Here is a 19,813-nt window from a genome sequence, read left to right as displayed (position 1 = left end):
GGTCTACCAGGAGAGTTCCTTGGCCACGGTTCCGTCGAGCAGGGTGCTCAGCACGTCCTCGACGAATTTGCGGATTTCGGCATCGCTGCCGGTCTCGAACTGGAACTGGTCCTCGATGATGTTGCGTGCCAGGCCGTAGACCATCGCGAGGACCGCATAGGCCGCGCGGCCCTTGTAGTGCATGCCGGCGAGATCGGTCGGATCGTAGATGTCCTTGCCGTAGATCAGGTGCATCAGCTGGCCGAACGAGGCGTCGGAGGCTTCGCGAAACCGCTGGTTCTTGTGGGCATTGGGGATCTGTCCGAACATGATCCGGAACACCTGCTTGTTCGTCATCGCGAATTTGACGAATTTGAAGCAGCGCTGCAGCAGCGCCTCCTTGCGGCTTTGCGCGCTGGCGATGATCTGTTCCGCATCGAGCCGGATCTCGTCGAAGCCTTCCGCCCCCAGGCTCAGCAGCAGGGCCTCCAGGCTTTCGAAGTGATTGTAGAAATTGGCCGGCGTGACGCCGACCTCGCGCGCCAGCCGGCGGACCGAGACGTCCTCGAAGCTCTCGTCCCGCAGGATGCGCCTGGCGGCGAGCAGCAGGTCCTGCGCGACATTGCCCTTGTGATAGGCGCGCAGCTTCCGGGGCGCCGCCTTGCGCTGCAGTGTGGCCGCGGTTTTTTTCCTGGCGCCGGCGGGTGATTTCATGGGAGTCGAATATCTCGCTACGGGAATGCTGGCAAGCGCGCTCCGCGAATCAGTCTTGTGAGTCGGTCTCTTCGAGGCGATTGTGGCGTTTCAGGATCGTCCGGATGCGCTCGACCGGCAGGCCGGGGACCGAACGTCCGTCGCGCCCCGTCATCGTTTCGTTCGCGAAGATCGAGTTCATGATGGCTTCGTCCACCGCCTCGATGGTCGCCTCATAAAACCGGCTGAGGCCTTCTTCGCCGAGATAGCTCGCCGAAACGATGCCGGTGTGGGTGTCGACCGCCGGACGGTTGCCGGTGGAGAAGGCGAGGATCAGGTCGCCCGATTCGTTCGACGCGATGCCGCCCGAGCGCGCGATGCCGAACGAGGCGCGGCGCGCCACGCGGCGCAGCTGATGCGGCATCATCGGCGCGTCCGTCGCCACGATGATGATGATCGAGCCGAGCTCGTCGTCGGCCTCGAGCGGGCTCGCGACCGGGATCTCGCGGCCGATGGGAATGCCGGCGATGTGCAGCAGATGGCGCTTGCCGAAATTGGATTGCACGAACGCACCGACGCAATAGTCGGTGCCGGCATAGCCGACGACGCGCGACGCCGTGCCGGAGCCGCCCTTGAACTCATAGCAGCGCATGCCCGTGCCGCCGCCGACGCTGCCTTCCTCGATCGCGCCGCCATGGGCGTCCTCGAACGCGGCGATGACATGCTCGGCCTTGATATGATGGCCGTTGATGTCGTTCAGGTTGCCGTCGAAGGTCTCGGCCGAGACCGGCAGCCAGAAGGGCTGGTCGTCCTTCGGGCTGGTCTCGAGCTGTGTATAGAGCCACTTCGCGGTGACGTCGCGCGCCAGGCCGCAGGAATGGGTGTTGGTGATGGTGATGGGGCCGTCGAAGCGGCCGCGTTCCTCGACCAGCGCCATGCCGGTCATCTCGCCATTGCCGCTCATATTGTAGTAGCCGGCATAGGTCGCCGCGTTCGGCCGGGCGCGGCCATGCGGAAAGATAGCGGTGACGCCGGTGCGGATCGGTCCCTGGCCGACGACCAGCGGCCCTTCGCCCGAGATCAGGGTGCAATAGCCGACTTCGATATTCGCGACGTCGGTGATGGCATTGTTCGGCCCGGGCGTGCCGGTGAAGGGCACACCGGCGCCGCGGGCGCGCAGCCTGCCGGAAGGGGTCTTGCGATGGGTCGGGTTCATGGCGCTCTCAATCCAGTTGCCGCAGGCCTTCTACCGTCTTTTCCAGCACGTAATCGATATCGCCTTCGGTCAGCGCGGTGGAGAGCACGAAAAAGCCCGGTGCCCCGATCAGGACGCCGTTGTTCAGCATGAAGCGGAAAAACTGCTCCGCCCGGGCCTGGGCGCGGGCATTGCCGGCCTGCGAGGCGACCACGTCGCGATAGGTCTCGATCTGCGCTTCCAGGTGGAACAGGCAGATCATCGAGGTCGCGCCCCCCACCATGCCGGGCGCGCCGGTGACGCGCAGCGCCTCGCGCAGGCCCTGCCGCAGGCGCTCGCCCAGCGCCGACATGCGGTCGAACGCGGCCTGGTCGAACATCTCCATCGCGACCGCACCGGCCGCCATGGTCATCGGATTGGCGTTGAACGTGCCGCCATGGTTCATCTTGGGCCGGCCGTGGCGCGGATCGAACACCGCGTCCATGACCGCGCGCCGGCCGCCCACCGCGCCGACCGGAAGGCCGCCGCCGATGATCTTGCCCAGCGCCGTCAGGTCGGGCGTGATGCCCAGCGCGCCTTGCGCGCCATGGAAGCCGAGCCGCAGGCTGTAGACCTCGTCGAAGATAAGAAGGGCGCCGGCCGCTTCGGTCTCTTCGCGCAGCATCGCGACGAACTCCCGCGTCGCGGGCTTGTAGCCGAGATTCTTCACCAGCGGATCGAGGATGACGCCCGCGAGGTCGGCGGCGTGCTTGCGCAGGATCTTCCGCGTCGCCTCGACCTGGTTCATCGGGATGACGATCGTGTCCGCCGCGGTGCCCGGGCCGACGCTGGCCGGCGCGACGCTGTTGGGTGCATCGGGATCGCCCCATTTGTCCGGCGACGGCGACATGCTCACGCTGACGGTCTCGGCGCTGCCGTGATAGGCGCCCTCGACCCGCGCGATCTTCGGCTTGCCCGTATAGGCGCGCGCGGCCTTGATCGCGAGCAGCACGCCTTCGGTGCCGGAATTGCCGAAGCGGATCGACTCGACGCCGGGCAGCCGCGCGGTGACGATCTCCGCCAGCCGCACCTCCTCCTCGGTCGGCAGCGAGATCGAGAGCAGGCGGTGCGCCTGCTTCACGATCGCCTCGACGATCCGCGGATGGTTGTGGCCGTGCACCAGCGACGAATAATTGTTGATGAAGTCGAGGCGGTCGGCGCCGTCGACGTCCCATACCCGTGCGCCCTGCGCATGCGCCGCATAGACAGGGTAGGGCGGGAAATAGACCGTATGGCGCGAATTGCCGCCCGGCATCACCTTGACGGCGCGCGCATAGAGCTTGGCGGATTTGGATTTCTCGTCGGGGTACATGCGACCTCCTGGCAGGCCCTGTTCTCCGGCCTCGATATAAACAGTGTATATATTCAGCGGCTTCGCGGTCAAGCCTGTCAGGGGACGGGTGTGCCCAGGAGGGGCTCGACCACGACGCGGCGCTCGATGCGGCGGCGGATCACGCTGTGGCGCGCGGCGTCGATCGGGAAGAACCAGGCGATGGCCGAGGCGATGAAATAGAGCAGGGCGGGGAACACGAGATAACACAGCAGCAGGCCGAGATTGGCGTGCGCACCGTTGCTGTGCCCGACCTTGTAATGGAACATGTCGAGCATCAGGAAGGCGAAGCCCGCCCCCAGCGCCATCGTCGCCTTGATGAGCAGGGTGTTGAAGGCATAGAGATTGCCGGTCTTGTTCATGCCCGATTTCATCAGGTCGTAGTCGGCGACGTCGCCCAGGATCGCGGTGGGGCAGAAATTCGCCGGGGCGTTGAGGAAGGCGCCCAGCGCGCCGATCGCCAGCAGCGGCACCATGCCGGCGCCCGGCGCCAGCAGCAGGATCAGCGGCCGGCTGAGTGCATCGAGCGTCATGGTGACGGCCCAGACCCGATGCCGGCCATGGCGCGTCACGATCCATTGCCACAGCGGCATGGTGACGGCCTGCACGATGAAGAACGCGATCATCAGCACCGGGAAGTACTGTGCCATCTGCAGATAGTCGGACAGGAAGATCAGGATGACGGAAAGATACGCGCCCTGGCCCAATCCCCAGGCGGAGATCGCGCCGTAATAGTTCCACAGCGGCTTGTTGCGGCCGAACGACTGCAGCATCTGGCGGACGGTGGAGAGCTTCTCCTGCGTCTGGATGCCGGAGGAGACGAACAGCACCGCCAGGATCACGCCCACCGGCATCAGCGCGACATAGAGCCAGGCGATGCCCGACAGCGTCGCGCCGGTGATCGCCATCGTCCCCGTCAGCCGCGACAGGGCGAGGGGCATCAGCCAGAACACCAGGCTGCCGACCACGTTGAAGATCGCGACATAGGTGTTGAGGCGCGCCCGCTGGTGATAGTCGCGCGTGACTTCCGCCGTCCAGGCGCCGCGCGGGATCTCGAACAGCGTGAAGCCGAAATAGAGCAGGAACGACCAGACGCCGTAATAGACGAAGTCCGCTTTCGGCGGGGGCTGGAACAGGAAGTAGATCGCGATCGAACAGACGATCGCCGCCGCCAGCACCCAGGGCTTGCGGCGCCCCAGCCGCGACTTGGTGCGGTCCGACAGGTAGCCGATCGTCGGATCCAGCACCGCGTCGAGGATGCGGCTCGCCGTCGTCACCGACGCGATCTGCAGCAGCGTCACCGCCGTGTGCGCCGCATAATAGGCGGGGATGACGATGTTGAGCGGCAGCGCGATGAAGGCATGCGGCAGGGACGGGAAGGAGAACAGCGCGAGCTGCAGCCGCGTGGGCTTGCTCTCGCCGGCCGGCGTATCCGTCTTGCGCCGCTCCGCCATGCCGCCAACCCCTCATGCCCAACCGAAAATATACATCGTTTATATCGCGGCTCAACAAGGATCGCGCCGGCGCGGGCGGCATTCGTACAATGGCGCGAAACTGTTCGGCGGAATGCCGCTTCCCTGGGCATGCGCGGGTGGCGGTCCCAGTTGACCGCGGGCTCCGCCGCGCTAATATTAACATCGTTTATATTTGGGTGGGCGAGCGGCCCGCCGAAAGGTGACGCATGTCCGATCTATCGCCGGCGGCGCGGCTGGCGCGCAACCTGATGCCGATCACCCGGGTCGCCGGAGAGAATATCCGTTGGACGATGGACGAGCGCCTCGCGGCCTATGAGTGTCCGGCGGTCGGCGTCGCCGTCATGGAGGACGGTGAAGTTGCGTGGAGTGAGGGCTATGGCCACATCGAAGCCGGCAAGCCCGCGCGCGTCCAGGCCGACACGATGTTCTCCGGCGCCTCGATCAGCAAGCCGGTGACGGCGATGCTGGCGCTCCAGCTCGTCGACCGCGGCGTGTTCGATCTCGACGTCGACGTCAACCGCTACCTCAAATCCTGGCAGGTGCCGCAGAACGAATTCACACGGCAGCAGCCGGTGACGCTGCGCCTGCTGCTGTCGCACCGCGCCGGCACGACGATCCACGGCTTCGGCGCCTTCGATCCCGCCCAGCCGCATCCGCGCGCGCTCGACATCCTCACGCGGCGGGTCGAGTTCAAGAACAGTTCGACCAACGGCGTGACGGTGGACAAGGTTCCAGGCGGCACGGTGCGCTATTCCGGCGGCGGCACGACAGTGGTCGAGCAGATGCTGGAAGACGCATCGGGCAAGCCTTTCCACCAGCTTGCGCGCGAGAACGTCTTCGAACCGCTCGGCATGACGCGCTCGACCTTCGAGGCGCCCTTGCCCGAGCGCTACCGCGGCAACACCGCGGTCGGCCATGAGGATGGCGGTCCCTTGCCGGAGAAATTCGTCTATGTGCCGGCGATCGGCGCCGGGGGCATCTACACCACCGCGGCCGACTATGCCCGCTTCATGTTGGGCTGCCGCGATGCCTGGCTGGGCAAGCCCAACGCGATCCTGGGGCAGGGGATCGCGCAGGAGATGATGACACCGCAGGGTGGCGGGGAGTTCGGCCTCGGTTGGGAACTGTTCGGCAGCGGTGCGAACCGCCGTTTCGGCCATGGCGGCTCCAATGCGGGCTATCAGTGTGAATCCACCTGCTATCTCGAAAAAGGCATGGGCGCGGTGGTGATGACCAATGCCGATTCCGGCCTCATCTTTTATTGGGAGGTGTTCGCCGCCGTCGCCGACCAGCATGCCTGGCCGGACTATCTGCGCGCCGAAAAGCACGTCCGCGAGATTCCGCAAGCCGAGCTTTCGCGTTACACCGGGACTTACGATATCGTCACCGGCGTCGACGCGCCCGCCATGCGGATCTGGGCGGAGAACGGCACGCTCAGGAGCGAGATCAAGGGCATGCGGGGCGGACCGCGCGAGATTTTCATGGATCAGAACGGCCGGTTCTTCAACCGCATGGGGCCTTACGAGACCGCCGTCACCTACGACGCGAACGGCCAGGCGCATGAGCTCGCGATCCTGCGCGACGGCGTGACCGAGATCATGCGCGCGCGCCGCCGCGCCGAAAGCTGAAGGACACAACATGCATTTCGCCCGTTTCCCACGTGTCCATCTCGCGCATCTGCCGACGCCGCTGGAGCCGATGGAGCGGCTGTCCAGGCACCTGGGCGGGCCGCGGCTCTGGATCAAGCGCGACGACTGCACCGGGCTTTCGACCGGCGGCAACAAGACGCGCAAGCTCGAATTCCTGATGGGCGAAGCGCTTGCGCAGGGCGCCGACACCGTCATCACCCAGGGCGCGACGCAGTCGAACCATGCGCGCCAGACCGCGGCGGCCGCCGCCAAGCTCGGCCTGGCGTGCCACATCCTGCTGGAGGACCGCACCGGCTACACGTCGCGGGACTACACGCTCAACGGCAATGTCCTGCTCGACCGCCTGCACGGCGCGTCGCTCTCGAAGCGCGCCAAGGATTCCGACATGAACGCGGAGATGGAGACGCTGGCGACCGGGCTGCGGGACAAGGGGCGGCGGCCCTATATCATTCCCGGCGGCGGCTCCAATGTCGTCGGGGCGCTGGGCTATGCCAATTGCGCGCTCGAACTGCTGCATCAGGCGAACGAAAGGGATCTGAAGATCGGGCACGTGGTGCACGCGACCGGTAGCGCCGGAACGCAGGCCGGTTTCGTCGCGGGACTGGTGGCGTTGAACGCGGGCATCCCGGTGCTCGGCATCTCGGTGCGTGCGCCGAAAGAAAAGCAGGAGGCGAATGTCTTTGCCCTCGCGGAAAAGACCGCCGCCTATTTCGGCGCGCCGGGCGTCGTCGGACGCGAACATGTTGTCGCGAACGGCGACTATGTCGGCGCCGGTTATGGCGTGCCGACCGACGGCATGCGCGAGGCGGTGAAGCTGGCGGCCCGTTTCGAGGGTCTGCTGCTCGACCCCGTCTACACCGGCAAGGGTTTCGACGGCCTGCTCGACCATGTGCGCAAGGGTTTCTTCCCGAAGGACAGCGACGTCGTCTTCCTTCATACCGGCGGCTCGACCGGCCTGTTCGGCTATCCCGACGCTTTCGACCTGCCCGGCTATGGCTGAGAAGATCGTCGGCGTCATCGGCGGCATGGGACCGGAGGCGACGGTCGACTTCCTCGCGCGCCTGCTGCGCGCCACGCCGGCCGCCGACGACGGCGACCACATCCGCGTGCTGGTCGACAACAATCCGAAGATACCGTCGCGTATCGCCGCGCTGATCGACGGCGACGACACCGATCCCGCGCCCGTGCTCATCGCCATGGCGCAAGGTCTGGAGCGCCAGGGCGCGGACTTTCTCACCGTCCCCTGCAACACCGCGCATCACTATCTGGCGCAGATCGCCAAGGCGGTCTCCATCCCGGTTCTGGACATGGTGGCGCTGGCGATCGCGCGGCTGGACGCACTGGCGCCGAAGGTCGAACGCGTCGGCATGCTGGCATCGCCGGCGGTCGAGAAGGTCGGCCTCTATGCGGCGCGGCTGCGCGACGCCGGGATGACGGCGCTGTTTCCGGACGCGCCCGGTCAGGGCAGGATGCTGGCCGTCATCCGCGCCGTGAAGGCCGGCGCTGTGACGCCGCAGAGCCGCGCCGACTACGCGGCGTTGGCCGCAGCGCTCGCACAGGACGGCGCCGATGCGTTCCTCATCGCCTGCACCGAGCTCTCGGTGCTGGGCGCACCCGCCGGAATTGCGCTGCCGGTGGTCGACGCGCTGGATGCGCTGGTCACGGAGACCGTACGCATCGCGCGCAACCGCTAGCCCCAGAAGCGCGAGTCGAACGCGTGGAGCTCGCCCGCGCGCGTGACCATGCCGCCGGCCCGGTCTTCGAACAGCAATTCCTGGCTGTCGATGTCGCGATAGTCGCACAGCGCGCCGATCACATAGGCCGGCGCATTGCCGAGCGAGGTTGCGCCGTTGCAGCCCATCATCAAGCCCATCCCCGCCGCCCGCGCGGCGCGGGCCAGGGCCAGCGCCTCCGTCAGGCCGCCGGTCTTGTCGAGCTTGATGTTCACCGAGTCGTACCGTTCCGCGAGCACGCCGATCTGCGATGCCGTGGCGCAGCTCTCGTCGGCACAGAGCGGGATGGGGCTGTCATAGCCGGCCAGCGCAGCGTCATGATCGTGATGCAGCGGCTGCTCGATCAGCACGACGTCGAGTGCCGCCAGCGCCGGGGCGAGGGCGGAGAGCTGTTCCATGCTCCACGCTTCGTTGGCGTCCACGATGAACTTCACGCCCGGCACCGCCTTGGCGATGGCGTCCACCTTCTCGAGCACGCTGTCGGCATCCGCCTTCAGCTTGAGCAGGCGGTAGCCGCGCGCCACGGCCTGCTCGGCGTCCGCCCGCATCTTCTCCAGCGCATTGATGCCGATGGTGATGTCGACCTCGATCTTCGGCACCGGATCGACGCCGCTGAGCTGCCAGATCGACGCACCGCTGCGCTTGCATTCGAGGTCCCACAGGGCGCAGTCGACCGCGTTGCGCGAAGACTGCGCGGGCACGGCGCGGTTCAGCTCCGCGCGCGAGCCGATCGCGGCGATGCGGCCGGCGATCTCGCGCAGCTGGGCGGCAACGCTCTCCGGCGTCTCGTCTTTGAGCGACTGGATGCCGCATTCACCGCGCCCGATATGGGTCCCGTCGCTGACATGGACGACGAACAGGGGCGCCGCCTGGCGGGTCTCGCGGGCGAATTTGAAGGTCTGGCGATAGGGCCATTCCTGGTAGGCGACGGTCATCTGCAACGTCATTTGGCCCCGCAACAAATGCTTTTGCCGAATATAAACATCATTTACATTGGGTCGGCAATCGCGAGGGGCGCGTCATGGCGGATTTGAAGACGGCGGTCGAACGCAACATCCTGCCGATCGTCCGGATCGCGGGCCGCGACGAGCGCTGGACGCTCGCCGAGCGCATGGCGCATTACGGCGTGCCGGGCGTCGGCATCGCTGTGCTGCGCGGCGGCGTGCTCGACTGGGCCGCAGGCTATGGCGTACGGGAGAAAGGCGGCGCCGCGCCGGTCGACGCCGACACGATCTTCATGGGCGCCTCGACCAGCAAGCCGGTGACCGCCTTCCTGATCGCCCAGCTGGTCGAGCGCGGCGTGCTCGATCTCGACACCGACATCAACCGCTATCTCAAGCGCTGGCAGCTGCCGCAGAACGAATTCACCCGCGCCGCGCCGGTGACGCTGCGCAATATGCTGAACCACACGGCCGGCCTGACCGTGAATGGCTGGCCGGTCGCGCCGCGCGGCCGTCCGCTGCCTACCGTGTTCGATCTGCTCGAAGGAACGCGGCCACCGGTGGCCGATCCCGGACCCAACGAATTCGTCCTGCCGCCCGTCCGCGTGAACAAGCCGCCGAACGGCGCGCGGCGCTATTCCGGCGGCGGCTTCCTGCTCGCGCAGATGGCGGCCGAGGACATGACGGGCAAGGGTTTCGACGTCCTGGCCGAGGAAATGATCTTCGAGCCGCTCGGCATGACACGCACGACATATCAGTCCAATCCGCTGGCCGCGTGCTTCACCGGCAACATCGCCTCCGGCCACGGCCCCGATGGTGCGCCGCTGCCCGGTGGCTGGCATGTCTCGCCGGAGATGGGCGCCGGCGGTCTCTTCACCACGCCGGCCGACTATGCGCGCTTTCACATCGGCTTCCGCGAGGCTTGGCTCGGCCGCCGCGGCGCGCTGCTGCGCCGCGACCTGGCGCAGGCGATGGCGACTCGGCACGGCGACGGCGAATTCGGCCTGGGCTGGCGCGCGCTGGGCGACGGGCCGACCCTGCACGTCAATCACGGCGGCTCGAACGGCGGCTACCAGTCGGAGACCAACTCCTATCTCGAGAGCGGCGACGGCGCGATGGTCTTCACCAATGCGGTGGCCGGGATATTCCTGTTCGTGGAAGTGCAGAACGGCGTCGCCGGCGTCTACGACTGGCCGGACTTCCTCGTGCCGCCCAAACGCGTCGTGCCGATCCCGGCCGATAGGCTCCGGCTGTATGAGGGCGAGTACCGCATCACCAGCGGCATCGAGCTGCCATTGATGAAGATCTGGAGCGAGGATGGTCAGCTCAAGAGCGAGATTCCGGGCCTGCGCGTCGGCGTCCGCACGCTGCACATGGACGATACCGGCCGATTCTTCAACCAATCCGGCCCTTACGAGACCGCGGTGATCTACGGTCCCGACGGCCGCGCCCAGGAGCTGATCGCCTATGAGGGCACCAGCGAGATCCTGCGCGCGGTGCGCGCTACGTGACGCTGCGCAGCGCCTTGCGGACGCCGTCGACGATCGCGTCGATGTCGCTCCTGGTGCTGGTCAGGATGGGCGCGACGGCGATGGTGTCGCCGTTCGAGCGGATTGCGACGCCATGGGCATATGCCGCCAGGAAGACGTCATAGGCGCGCACGCCGCCCTCGCGCGGCGCGATGGTCAAGCCGCCGGCCAGGCCGATATTGCGGACGTCGCTGACGAAAGGCTCGCCCTTCAGGCTGTGCATCGCGTCTTCGAAATAGGGCGCCAGCGCGGCGGCGGCTTCGTAGACGCCCTCGTCGCGGATGATCTGCTGCGTCGCCAGCGCGGCGGCGACCGCGAGCGGGTGGGCGGAATAGGTATAGCCGTGGAAGAACTCGATGCCGCCCGCCGCCGCCTCCAGGATCGTGTCGTGGATCCGGCGCGAAGCGATGGCGGCGCCCATCGGCACCGCGGCGTTGTTGATGCCCTTTGCCAGGGTGCAGATGTCGGGCTCCACGCCGAAATAGCTCGCGGCATTGGCCGCGCCGAGCCGGCCGAAGCCGGTGATCACCTCGTCCAGGATCAGCAGGATGCCGTGCCGCGCGGTGATCTCGCGCAGTTTCCTGAGATAGCCTTCCGGCGGCACGAACACGCCGGCGGAGCCGATGACCGGCTCGACGATGACCGCCGCGATCGTGCTGGCATCGTGCAGCGTGACGATGGTCTCCAGCTCCTTCAGGTACAGCATGGGATCGCCCTGCGGCTGGCCGCGGGTGAAGGCGTGCGCCGCGGCGTCATACGGGAAAGGCAGGTGGTCGACGCCCGGCAGGAGCGGGCCGAAGGTCTTGCGGTTGTTCGGCATGCCGCCGACCGAGATGCCGCCGAAGCCGACGCCATGATAGCCGCCCACCCGTCCGATGAAGCGAGTCCGGCTGCCTTCGCCGCGCGCCCGGTGATAGGCGAGCGCCATCTTCAAAGCGGTATCGACCGCTTCCGAACCGGAATTGGTGAAGAACACGTGGTTGAGCGCGCCGGGAAATTGATCGGCGATCCGGCTCGCGAGTTCGAACGCCCCGGGGAAGCCGAAATTGAAACCGGGCGAATAGTCGAGGCGCCGGGCCTGCTCCGCGATCGCCGCGACGATCTTCGGATGGCCATGGCCGAGGATGGAGCACCACAGGCCGGAGAAGCCGTCATGGATGCGGCGCCCGTCCTGCGTCGTATAGAACTGCCCCTCGGCGCCAGTGATCAGCCGCGGCGCCGCCTTGAACGCCTTGTTGGGCGTGAACGGCATCCAGAAGGCCGTCAGGTCGTTGGGCAGGGCGGATGCGGAATCCATGGCGTCGTTCCTCATACGTATTCGACAGCTACGCTGCCACCCTAACGCATGCCGCCGATATGAACAAAGTTTACATCGGTGCGTTGGTCCGCATCGGAGGACGTCCGAAGCTTATGCCGATCAAACAACAAGCATGTCATGGCCCGCAACAGCGGACCATGCCAAGTCGGGGGAGCGTCTAGGATTCGCCCCTCAGGGCAGCGGATAGCTCGCCGCGATGAAGTCGAGCCGCTGCTGGTCGAGATGCGGCCGGACGGTTGGCGTCCCCTCCAACGTGAACTCCAGCGTCGGGTCCGCGCCGGCATCGTAGCCCGGCCAGGCCGCGAGGCCCGCGCCGTTCGGATCGCCGCCGCGCGCGAACGCGACCCAGCAGTCCATCATCGCGGCCGACATCTTGCGGTCCAGCGCCGAGACTTGGAAGCCTGCGGCGTCGAGCGTGCCGAATACATACGGGATCTCCGACGCATGCGCCGCGCCCGCGCCGCCGTCGCGCCGCGCTTCGGCGACATAGGAAAACCGGTAGAGCCAGGTCGGCGCTCCGGCGGCGGCGTGGCGGCCGGCCAGGTAGCGGGCGGGCTCGACGAAGGAGATGTCGTCGAACAAATCGGCCGGGTGCGCGCCCGCCCCGTAAAAGGCCTGAAGCGCCTTCCCGCGGGGCCCGAACTTTTCCACCACCGGTCCTGTCAGCATCGGCAGGAAGGCGGCCGGCACGGCGCCGAGCTCGTCATTGGTCGCGCCGATCAGCAGCGGCACATGCTGTTCCGCGCCACGCGCGAAGAAGGTGTCGACGTCGTCGGGAACGAGAGCGCCGTCGACGATCGCGCCGGAATAGGTCTCCGCCTCGCCGTTCAGGAGTCCCAGGTCGCCGAGGACGGTTTGCGCGGGAATGGCACGCAAGGCGGCGGGGTCGTCGCTCGTCACCCCGGCCTTGCGGGCAAAGGCCTCGCCGATCTTCAGCGCCGATGGCTTGCCGCCGGCAGCGCCGTCGAGGCGGCTCCAGCGGTCGCGTCCGCCGCCGGATTCGGCGATGGCCCGCGCGAACAAGCCATGGGCTTCGGGACACATCATCATGTGCAGCACCGAAGAACCGCCCGCCGATTGGCCGAAGATCGTGACATTGGCCGGATCGCCGCCGAACGCCGCGATGTTGCGCTGGACCCAGCGCAGCGCCGCGAGCTGGTCCATCAGACCGTAATTGCCCACCGCCTCGCCGGGATGCTCCTTCAGCAGGGCGGGATGGGCGAAGAAGCCGAAGCGGCCGAGACGATAGTTGAACGAGACCAGCACCACGCCTTTGCGCGCCAGATTGGCGCCGCTATAGACCGCCGGCGCGCTCGAGCCGGTGGTGAGGCCACCGCCATGGATCCAGACCATCACCGGCAGGTGCGCGCCGGCATGCGCGGGGGCCCACACATTGAGATAGAGGCAGTCCTCGCTGAGCGGCTGCGACGACGCCGCGGAGTCGCCGGGGAAGCGGTTCTGCATGCAGTCATTGCCATAGGCGGTCGCGTCGCGCGGGCTGGCCCACGGCGCCGGCGCCTGCGGCGGCCGCCAGCGCAGGACGCCGACCGGCGGTGCAGCGTAGGGGATGCCTTTGTAGGAAACGACGTCGCCGTCGACGGCGCCGCGTATCGCGCCGGAATCGATTGCGGCGCTCGGGGCGCTGCTTTGCGGCTGGGCCGCGGCGGACGTCGCGCCGACAAGCATCGCCATGACCATGCTTCCGGCCGTCTTCCACAGTCGCATCGGCAGTTCCCCTTATTCTTCCGTCCATGAGATCGGCGGCCGGCGTTGTGCCGCGCTGCGCCGCGCGGTGCGGGCGGCGCGTTCCTCGTCCGCCTGGAGTTTGGCTTCGACGGCGGCGGCGAGGTGTACGCCGCCCTTGCCGTAGTTCTCCATCGCCTGCTGCAGCCGCTGGGCGTCATGCGCCAGCAGCGCCTCGACCAGCGCCTTATGATTGGTGTTGTCGAAATCGGTGTCGGCCTGCACGTCGGACACCAGCCAGCGATAGCGCTCGACCTGGTCGAGCAGGCCGTCATAGACGCGCACCAGCGCCGGCGAATTGCTGCCCGCGATCATCTCGCGATGGAAGGCGCGGAACAGCGTGTCCCAGATCTCGTAGAGCTGCGGATTGTCCTTCGCCGCGTTCCAGTCGAATTTCAGCGTGTCGTAGAGCGCCAGCACGAGCCGCTTCTCCCAAGCCGGATCGCCATTCTCCAGCGCCATGTTGAGGCCCATCCGCCACAGCCGGCCGAGGATGCGGCGCACGTCGCGATAGTTTTCCAGCGAGACGGGCGCGACACGGAAGCCGCGGCGATCCTCGCGGATGACCAGCCCGGTGGCGCTCAGCAGCGAGAGCGCTTCGCGCACCGCGCTCAACGCGACGCCATAGCGCTGCGCCAGGCGATCGATCTTCAGCCGCTCGCCCGGCGCGAAGCCGACGCGGACGATCTCGCGCAGCATCCGGTTGTGCACCTGGGCGATCAGTGAGGCCGGCACGGCCGGCTTCTTTTCGCGGACGGGGCGGTCGGCTTTGGGCGTCGCGGCGCGCACGTTTATGTCCGATTCGATGTTCAGTCCCTCAGGCATATCACCTTGCACCCTCAGCCCCGCTCCAACATCGCAGGAAAATCGATTATTCCGTTGCAAGCCGACAAAGAATATATTATTTTTGATCAAAGTCGATCCATTTTGATCGGATCAAGAACAGGGACTGATCGGTTTTGATCAGCCATTCGAAGGGGAAGGTCATGTTCAGGAAAGCTTTGCTGGCCACGGCCAGCATCAGTGCCTTGGTGTGCGCGCAGCCAGTCCTTGCGGACGATGCCGCAAGCTCTGCGGGCTCGGTCCAGGTCGAGACGGTCGTGGTCACCGCCGAAAAGCGCCTCGAAAACCTGCAGGACGTGCCGGTCGCGGTGAGCGTGATCTCGGGCGACACGCTGCAGCACCAGAACATCACCAATATCGACTCGCTCAAGCTCGCGGTGCCGAGCTTCGAGAGCACGCCCTTCGGCACGGCGGTGCGCGGCGTCGGCACCGCGACCTTCTCCAATTCCATCGAGCCCAGCGTCTCGACCGTGATCGACGGCGTGGTCTACGGCCGGCCGGAAATGGGGCTGGGGAGCTTTTACGACATCTCGCAGGTCGAGGTGCTGCGCGGGCCGCAGGGCATGCTGTTCGGCAAGAACGCCTCGTCGGGCCTCCTCAACATCACGACCAACGCGCCGAACCTCGACGGCTACCAGTTCATCGCCAATGCCAGCTATGGCGAGGGCGGCTATGGCCAGTACGACGCCACGGCGAACGTGCCGCTGTCGGATACGCTGGCGCTTCGGATCGGCGGCTATGACAACCAGCTCGGCGGCGTGCTGCACAACACCGTCGACAGCCGGCATTTCAATGGCAACGACGAATGGGGCACGCGGGGCAAGCTGCTGTGGGAGCCCACCGCCGACCTCACCATCACGATCATCGCCGATTACGAGCACCAGAACGCGGCGGTCACCTGGTCGCCCTACAAGGACGCGCCGGGCGGCCTGATGGCGACCCTGCACGCTGCCTGCGGCGTGACGGCGTCGCCCGACGACACCGCGGTCTGCATCGACGGCACGGTGTTCAAGCACCGCGACAATTACGGCATCTCGGGCCAGATCGACTGGAAGGTCGGCGACCTTACGCTGACCTCGATCACCGCCTATCGCCGCGACATCGACCTGAGCAACGGCGATTCCGACAGCCTGCCGATCAACATCCTCAACACCAACACGGCGAACCAGGACACCAACGAGTTCACCCAGGAACTGCGCGTCACCTCGCCGGCGGGCGAGACGTTCGAATACGTCGCCGGCGTCTACTACTTCAATCTGAAGGACACGCAGGACAGCGACCAGGCCGGCACGTTCGGGCTGCCGCTGCCCCCGGGCTTCCAGGCCGACACCGCGATCGACAGCTCGTCGCGCACCGAGAGCGTCGCGGTCTTCGCGCAGGGCACTTACCACATCCTGGACGGCTGGCGCCTGATCGCCGGCGGCCGCTACACCCATGACCGGGTGTCGCTGCATTTCGACCAGTTCACCCAGCCGGGCCTGTTCCTTCCGGTGCAGCCCTCCGTGCTGATCGACGACTCCGTGACCGCAGACAATTTCTCGTGGCGCCTCGGTACCCAATACGACATCAGCGATCGCGTGATGGCCTATTTCACAGCGGCGCGCGGCTACAAGGGCCCCGGCTTCAATCAGACCGGCATCACCAGCCCCTCCATCAGCCAGGCGGCGCGGCCGGAGATCCCGATGGACTACGAGCTCGGCCTCAAGGGCGCGTTCCTCGACAACCGGCTCGTGCTCGACGTCGCGCTGTTCGACGAGACCTTCCACGACTACCAGGCGCAGATCGTCGACGAGTCGATCACGCCCGCCGTGTTCCGCACCACCAATGCGGGCGCGCTCAAGACCAACGGCGTCGAGCTCGACGCGACCGCGGTGCCGATCGAGGGCCTCTTCCTCAACGCGGGGCTCGCCTATCTCAACACCGAATATTCCGATTTCGGCGGCGTTTCCTGTTATCCGGGCCAGCCCATCGGCACCGGGGCGCATGACTGCCAGGTCGTGTTCGATCCGGTCACCCATCTGCCGGTGGGAACGGCGGTCAATGTCTCGGGCCGTTCGCTCTCCGGCGCGCCGCGCTGGAAATACAACCTCGTGGCCCGCTACGAGCACGCGCTCACCGAAGGCGTCACCGGCTATATCTCGGGCAATTACTCCTGGCGCAGCGCCATCAACTTCTCGAGCAATGGCGATCCGAACACGCTCATGCCGGCGCTCGGCATCCTGGGCGCGGAACTCGGTGTCGAGAGCGAGGACGGACGCTGGCATGCTTCGATCTGGGCGAAGAACCTGCTCGACCAGCGCTATCCCGGCATCCTGTTCGGCACGCCCTTCGGTGGTGCAGGCGACTACAGCCAGGTCTTCACCCAGGATTCCTTCCGCCGTGTCGGGGCGACGGTCGGATTGCGGTTCTGAGCTGCCCGCGCGGGCCCGCATTGGCTATGCGGGCCCTTATGGATCAATTTCGATCAGGATTGATCTTAACCGCGCACCGGCTATTGTCCGCCGTCTGGGTTCGGGAGAGTGCACATCATGACGGCGAAGCGGCGCAGGCGCGTCATCGCGCTTTCCATCTGTGCCGCGCTGGTGGTGCTGGGCTATGTCACCTGGGCGCCGCTCGCCAATTGGCTGATGGACGCCGCCATCCACCGCGTCATGGCGGACCGCTTCGCGGACATGCCGCCCGAGACGACCGAAGCGCAGCCGGCGCAGACCGTCCAGGTCCGCATGCGCGACGGCGTGCGGCTCGAGACGCACATCTATCTGCCGCAAGGCAGGGGGCCGTGGCCGGTCATCCTGGTGCGCGATCCTTACGAGCTCACCAAATTCCTCTCCTGCCGGATCTTCGTGCATTACGGCTATGCCTGCGTGCACCAGGACGTGCGCGGCCGTTTCGGCTCGGGCGGCGCCTGGTATCCGCTGCTCAACGAGCGCAATGATGGCCTCGACACGATCGACTGGATCCTGACCCAATCCTGGCAGAACCGGAAGCTCGCGCTGTGGGGCGAGTCCTATCTCGGTCTCGTCCAATGGGCGATGGCGGACAAGCTGCGCCCCGAGGTGAAGACCTTCGTTGCCGGCGTCTCGCATGGCGACATGTACCAGATGATCTACCACAACGGCATGTTCGTGCAGGGCATCGTCGGGCTGTGGTCGGCGGGCCTGTCCCAGCCGCTCTGGAAGTCCTTCACCGCGCAGGATCATTGGAAGGACAGGATCGCGGGAAAGATTCCGGCGGTCGCCGTCGATCCCGACGACTTCCGCGCCTCCTGGGCATCCTATCACGACTACCTGCTGCATCCCGAAAAGGGCGACGCCTATTGGCATTCGCCGACCTATGACGCGATCCGCGAGTCCTACAAGGGCGTGCACGTCCCGGTGCTGATGTTCGGCCGCAGCTACGACTTCTTCCTGCCCGGCATGCTGGACACGTTCCGCCGCCTGCCGACGCGCGCGCAGAGCGTGCTCTATCTCGGCCCCGGCGAGCATGGCGGCGCGCCGGGCGATCTGAAGGTGGACCATCCGAACCGCCGCTATTTCGCCGACATCATCGCCTGGTTCGATCATTTCCTCAAAGACAAGCCGCTGCCGGCTTCGCTCGCGCCGGGCTATCATGTCTATGTCAACGGCGCGGACCGCTGGCAGCACTATGCCGACTGGCCCGGCGCGACGCAGCCCCGCACGCTTTATCTGGACAAGATCGCCGCCTCGCATGGTTGCGAGCGTGGCGCGCTATCGGCGCGGCCGCCGGCCGCATCCGCGTCCGCCGCCTACCGCTACGATCCGCGCAATCCCGTGCCGACGCGCGGCACCTCCTATTCGCTCTCCACGAGCTTGGTGCCGTCCGCCGTGGCCGAGCAGAAGAACGATCTGTGCGGCCGGCCCGACGTCCTGTCCTTCGCGTCGGCGGTCTTTCCGACGGCGCAGCTGATCTCGGGCGGTATGCAAGTCAAGCTGCTGGTGGCGAGCGATGCGCCGGACACCGCCTTCACCGTGAAACTCTCCGAGCATTTCGCCGACGGCCATGTCTTCAACATCCGCGACGACATCAGCACGCTCGGCCTGCGCAACGGCGCGGTGCGCCGGCTGGTCTATCGGCCTGGCGACAAGGTCGAGGTCGATTTCGCGCTGACGCCGATCGCCTGGCAGATGCATGCCGGGTCGCGGCTGCGGCTCGACGTCTCCTCCTCGAACTTCCCGGTGTTCAACGCCCATCCCAACCGGGCAGGGCTGTGGAGCACGGCCGCGAGCCCGGTCGTCGCGCGGCAGACGCTCTATGGCGGCGCGCTCGAGATTCCTTTCGCGAAATAGCGGACGACCCATGGTGGAGAAACGGATGAGACGGCGGATCGGAAGCTTTGCGGCGGCGCTGGGCTGTGTTGTTGTGCTGTCTCTGGCGGGCGCGGCCTGCTCGGCATCCGAAAGCTCGACCAGCGTGATCGTGGACAATGTGAAGCCGGATCCGACCACGCCGCAGGAATTCGCGATCTGGCCCGGCGTCGCGCCGGGCTCCGAGAACTGGACTCAGGAGCAGAACGACCTCTCCATGCTGGGCACGCATGCGGTCTATAATGTCGTGCGGCCGACGCTGACGGCCTATTTCCCCGATCCCAAGAAGGCGACCGGCACTGCGGTGATCGTCGCGCCGGGCGGCGGCTTCCGCTTCCTCAACATCGACGCCGAAGGCACCAACATCGCACGCTGGCTGGCGGCGCACGGCATCGCCGCTTTCGTGCTCAAATACCGCACGGTGAAGATGCCCGACAGCACGCCGGGCTTCCTGCTCGCCTTCATGCAGTATGCCGGACGGCTGAAGGACGCGTCGGAGCGCGCCGCGAAAGGCGAGATCTCCCTTGCCGGCGGTCCCGATCCGGCCGGCGCCGATACACCGGCAAGCATGTTCGACTGGCCGCCCTATGCCGCGGCCGACGGGGTGCGTGCGATGAAGCTGGTGCGGGGGCACGCGGCGCAATGGGGCATCGCGAAGGACCGGATCGGCTTCATGGGTTTCTCGGCCGGCTCGATGGTGACGTATGGCGTGCTGACCACCGCGAGCGCCGAGGACATGCCGGATTTCGCGGCGCCGCTGTATTATTCGCTGTCGCCGAAGGTACCCCTGCCGGCCCATGCGCCGCCGTTGTTCCTCGCCGCGGCCAGCGACGATCCGATCTCCTGGGGCATGCCGCAGACCTATACGCGCTGGATCGCGGCAGGCCATCCGGCGGAGCTCCATATGTGGGCCAAGGGCGGCCATGGCCTGGGCATGACGAAGGACAGCCTGGGCAGTTCCAACTGGATCGGCGCGTTCTATGGCTGGCTGGACACCGAGGGCTTTCTCAAGGAGAAATAG

General features: G+C 66.7%; 15 protein-coding genes. 7 read left to right on the top strand and 8 right to left on the bottom strand.

Annotation, left to right across the window (positions count from 1 at the left end; translation table 11 throughout):
- Window positions 1–3: 3 nt before the first annotated feature.
- From WDM91_07040 to WDM91_07025, 4 genes are all read right to left on the bottom strand, one after another.
- Window positions 4–693 (bottom strand): TetR/AcrR family transcriptional regulator, encoded by a 690-nt coding sequence (locus WDM91_07040; GenBank protein ID MEI9994331.1) that lies wholly within the window; start codon window positions 691–693, stop codon window positions 4–6.
- Window positions 694–742: 49 nt separating this feature from the next.
- The gene (locus WDM91_07035) at window positions 743–1,888 is read right to left on the bottom strand and encodes a P1 family peptidase (GenBank protein ID MEI9994330.1); all 1,146 of its coding nucleotides are present in this window, start codon (window positions 1,886–1,888) and stop codon (window positions 743–745) included.
- A gap of 7 nt (window positions 1,889–1,895) precedes the next feature.
- Window positions 1,896–3,218, bottom strand: a complete 1,323-nt coding sequence (locus WDM91_07030) for an aspartate aminotransferase family protein (GenBank protein ID MEI9994329.1) — start codon at window positions 3,216–3,218, stop codon at window positions 1,896–1,898.
- A gap of 77 nt (window positions 3,219–3,295) precedes the next feature.
- Window positions 3,296–4,690, bottom strand: a complete 1,395-nt coding sequence (locus tag WDM91_07025; protein ID MEI9994328.1) for an MFS transporter — start codon at window positions 4,688–4,690, stop codon at window positions 3,296–3,298.
- Window positions 4,691–4,917: 227 nt separating this feature from the next.
- Here WDM91_07025 and WDM91_07020 point away from each other — a divergent pair, with 227 nt between their 5' ends.
- The 3 genes from WDM91_07020 to WDM91_07010 are packed head-to-tail and all read left to right on the top strand — an operon-like array spanning window position 4,918 to window position 8,054.
- Window positions 4,918–6,339, top strand: a complete 1,422-nt coding sequence (locus tag WDM91_07020) for a serine hydrolase domain-containing protein (GenBank protein ID MEI9994327.1) — start codon at window positions 4,918–4,920, stop codon at window positions 6,337–6,339.
- A 10-nt stretch (window positions 6,340–6,349) separates the two neighbouring features.
- On the top strand, window positions 6,350–7,360 hold the full coding sequence (locus tag WDM91_07015; protein ID MEI9994326.1) for a D-cysteine desulfhydrase: 1,011 nt from the start codon (window positions 6,350–6,352) through the stop codon (window positions 7,358–7,360).
- Window positions 7,353–8,054 (top strand): amino acid racemase, encoded by a 702-nt coding sequence (locus WDM91_07010; protein ID MEI9994325.1) that lies wholly within the window; start codon window positions 7,353–7,355, stop codon window positions 8,052–8,054. Before WDM91_07015 ends, WDM91_07010 begins: the two co-directional genes overlap by 8 nt.
- On the opposite strand, the gene WDM91_07005 is transcribed toward WDM91_07010, so the two are convergent.
- Window positions 8,051–9,028 (bottom strand): dipeptide epimerase, encoded by a 978-nt coding sequence (locus tag WDM91_07005; protein ID MEI9994324.1) that lies wholly within the window; start codon window positions 9,026–9,028, stop codon window positions 8,051–8,053. The two genes, WDM91_07010 and WDM91_07005, sit on opposite strands and share 4 nt — an antisense overlap.
- A gap of 86 nt (window positions 9,029–9,114) precedes the next feature.
- Here WDM91_07005 and WDM91_07000 point away from each other — a divergent pair, with 86 nt between their 5' ends.
- A complete protein-coding gene (locus WDM91_07000; protein ID MEI9994323.1) occupies window positions 9,115–10,545 on the top strand; it encodes a serine hydrolase domain-containing protein in 1,431 nt (476 codons plus the stop codon).
- Here WDM91_07000 and WDM91_06995 read toward each other — a convergent pair.
- The 3 genes from WDM91_06995 to WDM91_06985 form a co-directional block, all read right to left on the bottom strand.
- Complete coding sequence (locus tag WDM91_06995; protein ID MEI9994322.1) at window positions 10,538–11,860, bottom strand: aminotransferase class III-fold pyridoxal phosphate-dependent enzyme; 1,323 nt, start codon at window positions 11,858–11,860, stop codon at window positions 10,538–10,540. The two genes, WDM91_07000 and WDM91_06995, sit on opposite strands and share 8 nt — an antisense overlap.
- 192 nt (window positions 11,861–12,052) lie before the next feature.
- On the bottom strand, window positions 12,053–13,573 hold the full coding sequence (locus tag WDM91_06990) for a carboxylesterase family protein (GenBank protein MEI9994321.1): 1,521 nt from the start codon (window positions 13,571–13,573) through the stop codon (window positions 12,053–12,055).
- A 45-nt stretch (window positions 13,574–13,618) separates the two neighbouring features.
- The gene (locus tag WDM91_06985; GenBank protein MEI9994320.1) at window positions 13,619–14,449 is read right to left on the bottom strand and encodes an FCD domain-containing protein; all 831 of its coding nucleotides are present in this window, start codon (window positions 14,447–14,449) and stop codon (window positions 13,619–13,621) included.
- A 161-nt stretch (window positions 14,450–14,610) separates the two neighbouring features.
- Here WDM91_06985 and WDM91_06980 point away from each other — a divergent pair, with 161 nt between their 5' ends.
- The 3 genes from WDM91_06980 (at window position 14,611) to WDM91_06970 (ending at window position 19,813) form a co-directional block, all read left to right on the top strand.
- On the top strand, window positions 14,611–16,878 hold the full coding sequence (locus WDM91_06980) for a TonB-dependent receptor (protein ID MEI9994319.1): 2,268 nt from the start codon (window positions 14,611–14,613) through the stop codon (window positions 16,876–16,878).
- 117 nt (window positions 16,879–16,995) lie between these two features.
- Window positions 16,996–18,774, top strand: a complete 1,779-nt coding sequence (locus WDM91_06975) for a CocE/NonD family hydrolase (protein MEI9994318.1) — start codon at window positions 16,996–16,998, stop codon at window positions 18,772–18,774.
- A gap of 25 nt (window positions 18,775–18,799) precedes the next feature.
- A complete protein-coding gene (locus tag WDM91_06970; protein MEI9994317.1) occupies window positions 18,800–19,813 on the top strand; it encodes an alpha/beta hydrolase in 1,014 nt (337 codons plus the stop codon).

It is taken from the genome of Rhizomicrobium sp., from assembly GCA_037200385.1.
Taxonomy (GTDB): domain Bacteria; phylum Pseudomonadota; class Alphaproteobacteria; order Micropepsales; family Micropepsaceae; genus Rhizomicrobium.
Note: the sequence above shows the minus strand (reverse complement) of the source record. Positions and strands in the feature narration are given on the sequence as shown.